5 protein-coding genes are annotated in these 12,915 nt (G+C 36.0%); 3 read left to right on the top strand and 2 right to left on the bottom strand.

Translation table 11 applies throughout. From position 1 onward, the window contains the following. The first annotated feature begins 20 nt into the window (after positions 1–20). The 3 genes from nusA to JCM15579_RS10250 all read left to right on the top strand — a co-directional run bounded on the left by nusA (position 21) and on the right by JCM15579_RS10250 (position 4,634). A complete protein-coding gene (gene nusA / locus JCM15579_RS10260) occupies positions 21–1,253 on the top strand; it encodes a transcription termination factor NusA (protein ID WP_218186129.1) in 1,233 nt (410 codons plus the stop codon). Between the two features lie 69 nt (positions 1,254–1,322). Beyond that, positions 1,323–4,316 carry a translation initiation factor IF-2 gene (gene infB / locus JCM15579_RS10255; protein ID WP_054719560.1) on the top strand — a complete coding sequence of 998 codons (2,994 nt, stop codon included), beginning with the start codon at positions 1,323–1,325 and terminating at the stop codon, positions 4,314–4,316. Positions 4,317–4,349: 33 nt separating this feature from the next. Beyond that, entirely contained in the window at positions 4,350–4,634 is a 285-nt protein-coding gene (locus JCM15579_RS10250) for a hypothetical protein (RefSeq protein WP_054719557.1), read from the top strand. A 158-nt stretch (positions 4,635–4,792) separates the two neighbouring features. On the opposite strand, the gene gcvH is transcribed toward JCM15579_RS10250, so the two are convergent. Both gcvH and sov read right to left on the bottom strand, forming a co-directional pair. After that, positions 4,793–5,167, bottom strand: coding sequence for a glycine cleavage system protein GcvH (gene gcvH, locus JCM15579_RS10245; RefSeq protein WP_054719555.1), 375 nt, complete (start codon positions 5,165–5,167; stop codon positions 4,793–4,795). 204 nt (positions 5,168–5,371) lie between these two features. After that, the gene (gene sov / locus JCM15579_RS10240) at positions 5,372–12,892 is read right to left on the bottom strand and encodes a T9SS outer membrane translocon Sov/SprA (RefSeq protein ID WP_083464630.1); all 7,521 of its coding nucleotides are present in this window, start codon (positions 12,890–12,892) and stop codon (positions 5,372–5,374) included. Between the last annotated feature and the right edge of the window lie 23 nt (positions 12,893–12,915).

The raw sequence follows: 12,915 nt of genomic DNA, 5'->3' as shown, positions 1-12,915 counted from the left end.
CAAGTAAACAGCTGAATAACATGAATCTTATTGAGACTTTTTCAGAATTTAAAGAATTGAAAAACATCGATCGTGCTACCATGATGAGTGTTTTGGAAGATGTATTTAGAAATCTTCTTTTAAAAAACTATGGTACAGATGAAAATTTCGATATTATTATCAACCCAGACAAAGGTGACCTTGAAATCTGGAGAAACCGTGAAGTAGTTGCGGATGGAGAAGTAGAAGATTCAAATCTTCAGATTTCTCTTTCGGAAGCTAAGAAGATTGATGAAGATTATGAACTTGGGGAAGAGGTAACCGACGAGGTTAAATTCCTTGACTTTGGTAGACGTTCTATTTTAACATTGCGTCAGAACCTTTCTGCAAGAATTTTAGAATTAGAGAAAGATAATATCTTTAATAACTATAAGGATAAAATTGGTGAAATTGTAACTGGTGAAGTTTACCAAATCTGGAAAAAGGAAATTTTGATTTTGGATGATGAAGGAAATGAATTGATTCTTCCTAAAACAGAACAAATCCCTTCTGACTATTTCCGCAAAGGAGAGTCTATCAGAGCTGTTGTTATTCGTGTAGAGGTTAAAAACAACAGCCCACTTATTATTATTTCTAGAACTTCTCCGGTATTCCTTGAAAGATTATTTGAGCTTGAGGTTCCTGAAATTTTTGATGGATTGATTACCATCAAGAAAATCGTTCGCATACCTGGTGAAAGAGCAAAAGTTGCTGTTGAATCGTATGACGAAAGAATTGATCCAGTTGGAGCCTGTGTTGGTATGAAAGGTTCAAGAATTCATGGTATTGTTCGTGAATTAAGAAACGAGAATATTGACGTGATTAACTTCACTGCCAATAAACAATTGTATATCACAAGAGCTCTTAACCCTGCAAAAATATCTTCTATCCAAATTAACGAAGAAGATGCTCGCGCAGATGTTTATTTGAATCCAGAAGAAGTATCATTGGCAATTGGTAAAGGTGGTTTAAATATTAAACTTGCTAGCCAATTAACCGGATACGAGATTGATGTATATCGTGAGAAAACAGAAGAAGAAGCTGAGGAAGATGTAAATCTTTCAGAATTTACTGACGAAATCGAAGCATGGGTTATCGATGAGTTAAAGAAAATTGGTTGTGATACTGCAAGAAGCGTATTGGAACTATCAGCTGAAGAACTAGAGAAAAGAACTGACCTTGAAATAGAGACTATTAACGAAATTTTAGATATTTTTAGATCCGAATTTGAATAGTAAGATTTTTTAAGAACAGTTCCTCACAAATTATTGAAAACGGCACATTTTAACAGTTAACTTCAAAATATGGCAAAAGTCAATCAAAATAAAAGACTTAGTAAACTAGCAAGAGAATTCAATGTTGGAATATCTACCATTGTTGATTTTCTGAACAAAAAAGGTATTGAGATTGATTCTAATCCTAACACCAAAGTTTCAGATGATGCATATGATATTTTGGCAAAAGAGTATAGCTCTGATTTAAATCTTAAGAAAGAATCAGAGAAAGTAAATTTGAAAAGTACCCGAGAAAAGAAAGAAACTGTTTCTATTGATCCGAAATCGGAAGAAGGTACAAAAGAAGCAACTGTTGAAAAAATTGAAGAAGAAGCTCCGGCAAAAAATCCTGTTAAAGTTGTAGGTAAAATCGATTTAGATGCGTTAAAACCTAAAGCAAAACAAGAAAAAGTAGAAAGCGAAGCTCCTTCGAAACCTGAAGAGAAACCTGCTAAAGCAGAAGTTCCTAAGGTTGAGGAAAAACCTCAGACCGTTAAAAAAGAAGTAACTGAAAAACCATCAGAGCCGGCTACGCCTGCTAAAGATGCTCAAACTGTTAAAATGGAAAGCCCTAAAAAAGAGGAAGCAGCTCAAACCGAAAAACAAGAAAATAAGGAAGAGCTTAAAGTAGTAGGGAAAATTGATTTAGATTCTTTAAATCAGAAAACAAGACCTGCTAAAAAGACAAAAGCGGAGAAAGAAGTGGAGAGAAGAGAAAAGCAAAAGTCAGCTCCTCAACAAAAGCAACCTGCTAACGAACAAACTCCTGAGTCACCAGCTCAAGAAAAACCAGTAGAAAAAGAAGAAATATTTAAATCTTCTACTCAGAAACTTTCTGGTCCTACGGTTATTGGTAAAATTGAATTACCTGTTGAGAAGAAGTCTACCAACAAAGACAAACAAGGTCTCCAACAACGCAAAAAACGCAAAAGAATTAAAAAGGATAGCGAAAAAGTTAATGTTGGTAATCAGCAAGCTGGACAACAAGGAAGACAGCAAGGTGCTCAACAAGGAAAACAACAAGGCGGTCAGCAAGGTAGTAGACCACAAGGAAAACAGCAAGGTGCTCAAGCTAACAAGTTCAAAAAACTGAAAAAGAAAAAAGCAGTTAAGAAAGAGGTTAGCGAAGAAGATGTACAAAAGCAAATTAAAGATACACTTGCAAGATTAACTTCGAAAGGTGGTAAGTCGAAAGGTTCGAAACACCGTCGTGAAAAAAGAGAATTGGCAAGTGCTAAGCAAGCTGAATTGGCTGAACAAGCTGCAGCAGAAAAGAACGTATTGAAGTTGACCGAGTTCGTTACTGTTAACGAATTGGCAACAATGATGGAGGTTCCGGTAACCAACATTATTGCAACTTGTATGGGACTTGGTTTATTTGTATCGATCAACCAACGATTGGATGCTGAAACCATTGCCATTGTTGCTGATGAATTCGGATATAAAGCTGAATTTGTAAGTGTTGAATTACAGGAAGCCATCGAAGAGGAAGAAGACAAAGACGAAGATTTGGTTGAACGTCCACCGATTGTTACGGTAATGGGTCACGTTGACCACGGTAAAACTTCTCTTTTGGACTACATCCGTAATGCAAACGTAATTGCCGGTGAGGCCGGAGGTATTACTCAGCACATTGGAGCATACAATGTAGCATTGGATGATGGAAGAAAAATTACTTTCCTTGATACTCCAGGTCACGAAGCCTTTACAGCGATGCGTGCTCGTGGTGCTCAAGTAACCGATATTGCAATTATTATTGTTGCTGCCGATGATAACGTAATGCCACAGACAATTGAGGCAATCAATCACGCAAGTGCAGCAGGTGTACCAATCGTATTTGCTATCAACAAAATTGATAAACCTGGAGCTGATCCTGAGAGAATCAAAGGTGAATTGGCTAACATGAACTACTTGGTTGAAGACTGGGGTGGTAAATATCAGTGTCAGGAAATTTCAGCGAAGAACGGTATCAATATCGAAGACTTACTGGAAAAAGTATTGCTTGAAGCTGAATTGTTAGAAGCCAAAGCAAATCCAAATAAACGTGCGGTTGGTTCAGTAATTGAATCATCGCTTGATAAGGGTCGTGGTTACGTTACTACTTTATTAGTACAAGCAGGTACTTTGAAAGTAGGTGATGTATTACTTGCAGGTAGCTACACTGGTCACGTAAAAGCAATGTTCAATGAACGTGGCAACAGGATCGACACAGTTGGTCCATCTGAACCAGCATTGATTCTTGGTTTAAATGGTGCACCACAGGCTGGTGACAACTTCAACGTGATGGAAAGTGAGAAGGAAGCTCGCAACATTGCCAACAAACGTGAGCAGTTACAGCGTGAACAAGGACTTCGTACTCAGAAGCACATTACTCTTGACGAGATTGGTCGTCGTATCGCAATCGGAAACTTCCAGGAGTTAAATGTAATTGTGAAAGGTGATGTGGATGGATCTATCGAAGCACTTTCTGACTCATTAATTAAACTTTCTACTGAAGAAATTCAGGTGAATGTAATTCACAAGGCGGTTGGTCAGATTTCAGAATCGGATGTGATGCTTGCAACTGCTTCGAACGCAATTATTGTAGGTTTCCAGGTACGTCCTTCAGTTGGAGCACGTAGATTGGCAGAGAAAGAAGAAATCGACATTCGTCTGTACTCAATCATCTACGATGCAATCGAAGAGTTGAAATCAGCCATGGAAGGTATGCTTTCTCCTGAAATCAAGGAAGAAATTGTGGCAACTGTTGAGGTTCTTGAAACATTCAAAATCTCTAAGGTTGGTACCATTGCCGGATGTATCGTTCGTGATGGTAAGATCAAGCGTAGCTCTAAAATCCGCCTGATCCGCGACGGTATTGTAATCTACACTGGAGAACTTGGTTCATTGAAGCGTTTCAAAGACGATGCAAAAGAAGTTCTAAAAGGTTACGAATGTGGTCTGAATATCGACAAGTACAACGATATCAAAGTTGGCGATATGGTAGAAGCATTCGAGGAAGTAGAAATACAAAAGAAATTGTAAATAACAATTCAATTATATTTAAAAGCAGTCCATATGGGCTGCTTTTTTTGTTCCAAGGAAATGATCAATTCTTATTCATGGGAAAAGCAAGTGAGTCGTATAATTGATTATTTAAATATTATAAGCGACACACAGGACACCTTAAAGGTTTTAGCAGGAACATTTCTTTTAATCAAGAATGTTTTATGTGCTCCGTACAATCCTTCAGTCCTTCCTGACCATCCAGTAATGTCAGATTTCAATATGGGAAACCTTACCTCTTGTCCGACAAAATCATTTTCTTATGTTCGGGAAAGATTCAGCCAAGGAGTTTTTTAAGTATGGCTTTACAAATGGAGTCAACATTCAGCCTGAATTTAACGACTCATTTCATGACAAAAAGTTTCTCTTAATAATCGGAGCTTCCTTCAACTTTTAATAAACAAAAAACCCTCACACAAATTGTGCGAGGGTTTCTCTATATTTTCAGAATACTCTTATAGTAATTCTTTGTAAGCTTCAGCAGAAAGTAATTCTTCAAGCTCAGTAGCATCATCTAATTTGATTTTGATGATCCAACCTTCACCATAAGGATCAGAGTTGATTAGATCTGGAGCATCTTCCAACTTCTCGTTGAATTCCAATACTTCACCAGCAACTGGCATAAACATGTCAGATACAGTTTTTACAGCTTCGATGGTTCCGAATACTTCTTCCTTATCTAATTCTTCGCCTTCAGTTTCTACTTCAACAAAAACGATGTCTCCTAGTTCTCCCTGAGCGAAATCAGTAACACCAATAAAAGCTTCTTCGCCTTCTACACGTAACCACTCGTGATCTTTAGTGTACTTCAAATTTTCTGGTACATTCATGATAGTATGTTGTTTTAAAAGAGGTTTATAAACTGCTTCAAATTTACAGTTTTTTTTCAATAATAAAATACCCCCAATTGAGTAATTGTATTAATGATTATATGAGTTTTATCAACTTCTAGATCAATATCATACAATAAACCTATTTAATATTAATTCTTCTAAAAATATATTCTTGCCTTTTAACTGCTCTTAAACACTTTATTAATTCGCTAATGTAAATCTTATACTCGCACCAAATTCTGTTGTTGTTGTAGGATAAGAAAGTGATACATATGGAGTATTCACAATTCTATCGTAATACAAACGCAAGTTAAAACGATTACTCAAAACATAATCTGCACTAAACTTTAATGTAACCACCTTCTGACCAGAAGTTAACTGATCTACTTCATCAACAATTTTTCGGATAATGGTACTGTTTTTACGAACCGATAAATCTGCTCTTAAATTCAAGTCTGAATTGTATTTCTTCTGACGAGAACCAGATCCAATAATCATTCCGAAATTATCAAATCGATATCCCATCCCAAAAATTAACTCGTTTGAAGCTACTTCGGTTAGCTGAGTGTTCGAAAGACTTAAAATTAAATTTCGGGTACGTTTAATTTCAAAACTAGTTGAGAAATTGTTTTTCCAGATCATGTCAACATTAATCAATGGATTAAATTGCTCGTTTATCGATATTGAATTTACATCGTACAAATTGTAAAAATTACCTGAGATCTTATTGATTTCAAGAAATCCATCTTCATCAACTTCTGCAGCTAAGTTTGTTGTATAGGAACCTACATCATAAGTTGATGTGTATGCATGACTTAAGTTAATGGATTTGAAATAACGTCTGATAAATGGAATTTTAGACAAACCTTCAAATGAAACTCTCCAGTTTGGTTTCATTTTCGCAATACCTGGGAACAATTTGTTAAATCCACTTCCTGCATTTCCATAGGCTTTAAGGAAAGCAGGAATTAGCACTTCCTGAGAAGTTGCAGTAAATCCTTTGTAAAATCCTGTTCCTTCATCATTAGCATCCTTAATTTCTTCATCCTGATATGATGCGCCATAACGCTGCTGAGCTAACCTTAAAGATTCAAGCTTGCGATTTTCCAAGAATTTATTGAAATACTCTGATGAATAATCACCTGTATTGCCTATGGTAAAAAATGCCGATTTTAAACTTAAGAAACTCATGCTAAAGTTCCCTGATTTTACAAGATTCTTATTGTTAAACCTATCGGTTTCCTCGTCGTAGATATAATACTCGCTTCTATTTCTTGAATAATTTCTATTGGCAGTAAGATCAATTTTAAATCCTTTAAAAGGTTCAATCGTACTGCGAATTGAAAAATTTTGAGTATGACTCATCACATATGGATCATTCATTGTTGGATCTTTTGTAATCCAACCTTTATCAGCAGCTTTACGTGCAAAGTTTTTATCCTGCTGACCTGTTAAGAAACTAAATCCTGGTGCTTTTGTACCATTATATGATTCCCCACCAAAGTAATTTGTTTGTGGCAAATATCCAGGTAGAGTTGTAGAGTTAATTTCAGAATAGTTGACACTGATATTTCTAACACTCATTAAAGTTCTCAGGAAGTTTTCTCCAATAACAGTAAATACGTTATCTTTCTCAGAAACTTTTCCTGTAACACGGACCCTTACATCCTTAACATTACGAGATGCTGTTATTTTGGCACGATTTCCAGTTACAGGTTTCACCTTAACTTTTATCTCTTTTCCTAACTTGTCATAGGCTCTAACAGTAATATCCTCTGTCATTAATTTGTGATAAATGGATACAGCTTCTCCTGCTTTCAATTCATCAACTTTGCCTTCGTAATTAACTTTCTTATATGATTTTGTCTTCTTTTTATACTTGCGATTTGAATTGTATTTACGATTGATGTTCTTTAAAATGCCAACTTTATCATACAAACTGGTCATTTTTAATTGACCATTCAGTTGAATATTATTCGAATTTCGAACGGTATTACCCAATTCAATTGTATCAGCTGTAATTGCTCCTGCATTCCAATCGTAAGCTCCAGAATAACGTGCATTAAGTGAAGTCCAGTTGAACAAAGGAATCTTATTAATCGGTACCGTATAAGTCACATTAAACTTATGGTGATATTTAATATTTCGCCCACCATCCATTAAGTTATTCCAAATCGAATCTTTCCAAACTTCATAAGCATCACGATCTCTGTGCTTGTCAACCATTCCATCTGGTTCATCGATACGTGAAGTATTTGTTGCAGAAAAATCAAACTTTAAACCTTTCGTTAGGTTGTATTTAAAGTCATAATATCTGTACCAAATAAAATCTTTATCGTATGATGGATCAATCATTAATCCTGGCTCTTCAATATTTCGTTTTTCTATTTCATGATAGTAACGTTGTATATCTGAACGGAAAGACAATTGAGTTGGCAAATAGTAAAAGTTAAAATCTTTCAACAACCTAAACATAGGCTTCTGGAAAGCTTTTACCTTTTTAAAAGGCTGAACTATTTTCGGACGCTCAGTATAATTATAGCTAAGTACACCTCGATAATTTTTCTCCAAATCTCGAACCGTATTCACATCTCGCGAATAAGTTTCATTATATGAGTAGGTCATCGACAAATTCGAAACATCTAGTAATTTCGCTTTACCTTCCTTCTTTTCGATTCGAACATTGGTAAGGTTAAAACTTTTACGCTTGGTATACTCCTGCGAAATATGCTTGATAGAGTCTCTTTCAGATTTTGAATCGGCATTCTCTAATGCTACATCCAAAGGAATATCCGGATCTAATGGATTATACTCTGGACTAACTGTTTCTTCGGAAATTGCATAGTACATTGGAATTCGCACTCCAGACTTTTCTGGAAAGAACTTTCCTAATTCTAAACTCGCAGAAAAATCATATTGGAAAATATCATCCTTATAACGCTCATTAACGCCATCTTCTATCCCTCCAAAACCAGAAGTAATTTGACTTCCAGACCATGTTACCGTACCCAAGTCAGCCAACTTGGTGGTTAATCTCAAATTTGCAGCCCAACCTCCATCTTCATTAAAATCAGTCAGACGCAATTCATTCATCCAGACTTCAACTGATTTTGGCTGAGTATCATCATTTCCTGTGATATCTTCAAGTGGGTTTTTAATCCCTATCATTATGGTTCTCACATTGGCAAGATTCGGATTACCTTTAATTCGAACTCTATGTCCTTCCTTTGTAGGATCATTATCGCTGGATAAATCATTTACAGCAGCGTCATAAACAGTAAGGTAATCAACGCTTGAACCCGCTGACCTCATAGCATCATTACGTATTTGCTTAATGGTTTGGAATAACCTTAATTTAAAGTCAAACCTATTCTCATCCGGCCAAACTACTAACCTATCATTTTCACTATCCCCATTATACACTCCCGGAGCAGTTAATTTCAGAGGAATTTCATATTCATAGTAGTTATCCTGATAATCTGATCCCAATCGGATAAAGGCTGTAAGTTCATTATCCCTTAGAGGCAAACCACTAATTTCTTCGGCATGAACATCCATTTTTAGCTTTCCATATTTACGAACATCCATACTAAGTGTTTTGTAAGCTCCTTTTCCTTTTCCATTCTCAAGGTCAGTAACTTTTAATAGTATGGCTTGCTCATTCAGCTGTATTAGTTGCGGATTACTAGGATCTACAACTCTATCTATTCCTGGAGGAAGCACATAATTTACCGGTTCTTTCGAGGCATTCTCTTCAATATTAATTGCAGTAATATCAAAGTTAGCATCCGAAACTACAGCATCATCTTTATCTTCGTTTAAAGCCTGCTCATACTTTCTCCAATCATCACGAACCAAATCCAAAGTTGCAAAACGCAAGATTACATCTTCTTCAAACCCCCTCAAAAACATCCTCATAAAACGAATCGAGGTAAAGTCAGAGATATTACCAAATGTTCCTTCTACCTTATTAACAGGTATCTTAAACTGATACCAGTCAACAGTTCCTTGTGTTCCATTTGCTAAATCAACGGTACTGGTAATTTTATCTGTAATAAAATTCTTTCCAACTTCCATTTCTGTTGGCGCAAGATGTACACGGTACTGATAGTAAGCTTCGGTTTCACTCAAAGTATTATCATGATTGATATCCTCAACATCAGGAAGTGTAGTTGCTGATGTTGGATATGGTTCAGCTGACAATTCTGCTGTAGGTGAATTTCCTTCCGGTCCGTTATATCTCTTGTATCTTTCCAAAATCCCAACTTTATCAGCATCATAATCACTTCCTCGGAAGTAATGATAATCATCACTCGATGGGTCATTTATTGCGTTGTTGTAAGCACCTGAACCAGTTCCTAAATTGGCTGATAAACTAATGGCCTGAATGTAATCCTGAAAGAAACTTACCTCGTCCTCTGTATTCATTCCATCCAAACCAACATCCTGATATTTTCTTGATTCCGTATTGTTGTCAAACGCATTTACCAATGATTGGATTTTTGGAACACGTCCCCAAACTGTAGTATCAACCAAGGTAACATTTTCATCTGTAGGTAATCCATTCTCGAATGATTTTCTTGAGTCACGTAAAATATCCTCTGAAACATTACCCAGGTTAAAATACAAATCTCCTCCTTTATGTGTCTCATCATACACGAATGGATCCATCATCCAAAACTCAATGTATGCAATATTTGCAGCTTCAAAATCATTGGTTTCTATTCTTCTCATGATACCACCCCAACGAGTTTCCGGCTCTCTCAATGTTCCATCCGGATTCATCCCCTGTGAAATTCCAGCTTGTCCATCTACATCGTAGTTATATGGTCCTTTTTCATCAGGGTAATAAGCAAGGTTTAGCACCGATATATTGGTTGGTACACCAGATGCTCTTTCTTTATTCGGCCAAATTTCTTCTTCGAAAATCTCACGAACAAAGTGATTCGATTGCTGTTCTTTATCCGCCTTTATGTGTCCCGGTGTAGCCGAATTATTTCTTAAAAATAAGGGGTCAATAATATACCATGCCAATTTTGCACGGTTAAATCCATATGCCAAATCTTGATTTAAATTTCCTTCTTTGAAAAGCTCCTCATTGTTTTGCGGTGTACTGGCCAATACCCAAGAACTCAAGCTCTTCATATCTATAGAAGTCTGAGTTCCTTCAAAATCATCAATGTATGCAGTACCTGAACTACCAATTGATTTGTTGTGTCCTGGTCTTAATTGTGCAAATTCACCTTCAACCGAGATTTTCGATGGTTCTTTTGTCTCAATAAATGGAAGCTTATCAATCATTCTGGTTAAAAACATCGATTCTGTTTGATAACTTCCATTTAATCCCCAAATGGTATTTGATATTGGTTCATCACCAATATTCACCTTCTGAGTTAAAGGCTGTTCGGACAAGTGCATTACCGTGGCTCCAAGATTAAAATTATCATTGACCTGATAATCCATTTGAACACCAAGAAGTGTTTTGGTTTGAATATTAAACAGTGAATTGTTTTCCGATTCTATACTAATTGGAGTGTTTGACTCCAATAAACTTTGGTTGATAATTTTTACTCGACCTAAGGTATAATCAACTGTATAATCAATATTTTCAATTAGTTCTCTTCCACCTGCCTTTACCCTTACCGATCCTGGTTGAACATTTAATGCATTCAATGAAATTTCAGAACTCGAGGACGATTTGTAACTACCCTTTAAAGAGTATTTATTCTTTTCTGCTATCTGCTGGGCTTCATTTTGTGTTAATTTATACAGGTCTTCAAACACATATTTATCTGCAATAGCATCATTCCCAATCTTCTCTCTTAAATAAGATCCAAATGGTTCAATAATTGGAAATATAACTCTACCATTATTACTGTAAATAGTAATACCATTAATATAATCGAACATCCCATCAGAACCAGGGTCTAGTTGGGAATTCAACCTGTCCAAATTCATAACTTTCAGCAAAATCTCATTTTTGATATCTCCTTCGGGCAAATAATTCACTTTTGTTCCTGCCTGATCGTTCTGAAACATGATGTTCAAAACAAAATCTTCCTGATTCACCTGGTAAGCGCCAATGTTATAGATATTCTTCATCATCAGCTTCCAAGTTGGCATATTAGGACTAAGGTTGGTCCCTTTCAAAAGTTTCATTACCAAAGTTTGCGGAGCACTAACTCCGTCTGCGGTAAATTCACCAACCCGGTAAACTTGTCCTCGGTGGGTATATTCATAAGCAACTGCCAAAATTTCATCAGCATTTAGAGCTTGGTTTAGCGATATATACCCCAACTTCTCATTAATTGTATATTCCGAAGGCGAAAGTTTACGCGCATTTTCTATTTTCTCATAGTCTGTACCATTTGTAAATCCAGGTGCCAAAGGTCCCAGCGTTCCTGTTACCTGATTGATATCTCTAATGCCAGAGTAGGTCTCAGTCATTTGCTGATATGCATTATTTAGGTCGTTATCTGGTAAAACTCCTGTTCCTGTTTGGGAAAAGAGTGTGTTGCTAATATTTGCAGCACTTTCACCAATATCCACAAAAGCAACAACATTTCTAGAATCCTGAAAATTAGAACTTTTATTGGTTACCCACACTTCAACCTTATTAATCGACACTGCCGAATTGATAACAGGTAAATTCTCCAATGCTTTATTGTAGGTATCGTAAAAATACTTTGACAAGAAAAAGTGACGGTTCGCTTCGTATTGATCAACTGAGATCTCAAACTCATTTTTTTGCGCACCATTTTCCAGATTAACAACAGCAGTTTCACCTTTTTGTTGAGAAAAAACAGAAGTAACGCCTAATTTTCCAAATTGCATTTGAGTTTTTACTCCAAATAAATTCTGACCACCTGTAATCAATGTATTTGAAATAGGCATGGAAACATTACCTGCTTCTACCTTTTTGATAATTTCGTCTTCATCACCAGTATATTCCAAACGCATCTGGTTTTCGAAATCAAAAGTAGCCTCAGTGTTGTAGTTCACATCCATCTTTAACTTCTCTCCAACTGTACCTGTAACGTTCATTTGGATTTTTTCATCAAAGTCAAAACTGGTTGTCTTTCTCAAATTTTCCGGTAAAGTTGGATTTTCAACATTGGTAGTACTGATTCCAAACGTTAACTCTGCCGATCCTTGAGGTTTAATTTTTATTGTATTGCTTCCGAAAATCTTATCAATAAACTGTCCACCAAAATTCATATCAGGAACCAATTCATTATTCCCTCCTGCACCTTCGTTTCTGCTTCTTTGCATCCAATAATCGCGAATGGAATTTTCTGCAACATATTGTTCATATTCTTCGGCTGTCATGGTAATTGCACGACGGTAATTCATATCACCAATGGTTTTTACCAAAATGTAATTGCCAGTTTCAGGATCGTACTTGATAGAAGTTTTAATGTTATTCGGATCCTTTAAATACAATGGCGATTGCAGTTGCGAATCATATTCAAGATTATCATTTTCATCATCAAACGGATAACGAAGAGAATCATTCTTTGCGTTTGGATTATCCTTAATAAAAGGTGATCTTGAATTTATAATCCTTTTATTTTTATTTCCTGAACGCAGGATTGTGTCTTGCTGTTGAAATGCACAAAATTCAGAATCAACCTGATATGCATTAACTGGTTGATTACTCTTTATTACAAAACAAAATATTACCAAACAGAGACTTAGGCTATATTTTAATAGTTTTTTCAATTAAGTTAGATTTCCTTAGGTTA

Origin of the sequence: Marinifilum fragile JCM 15579 (assembly GCF_001310955.1) — a bacterium.
Taxonomy (GTDB): domain Bacteria; phylum Bacteroidota; class Bacteroidia; order Bacteroidales; family Marinifilaceae; genus Marinifilum; species Marinifilum fragile.
Note: the sequence above shows the minus strand (reverse complement) of the source record. Positions and strands in the feature narration are given on the sequence as shown.

What these genes read in the sequence shown, in the direction of transcription:
- nusA (WP_218186129.1), top strand. Translation starts at nt 21, where the DNA reads ATGAATCTTATTGAGACTTTTTCAGAATTTAAAGAATTGAAAAACATC.
- infB (WP_054719560.1), top strand. Translation starts at nt 1,323, where the DNA reads ATGGCAAAAGTCAATCAAAATAAAAGACTTAGTAAACTAGCAAGAGAA.
- JCM15579_RS10250 (WP_054719557.1), top strand. Translation starts at nt 4,350, where the DNA reads ATGGGCTGCTTTTTTTGTTCCAAGGAAATGATCAATTCTTATTCATGG.
- gcvH (WP_054719555.1), bottom strand. Translation starts at nt 5,167, where the DNA reads ATGAATGTACCAGAAAATTTGAAGTACACTAAAGATCACGAGTGGTTA.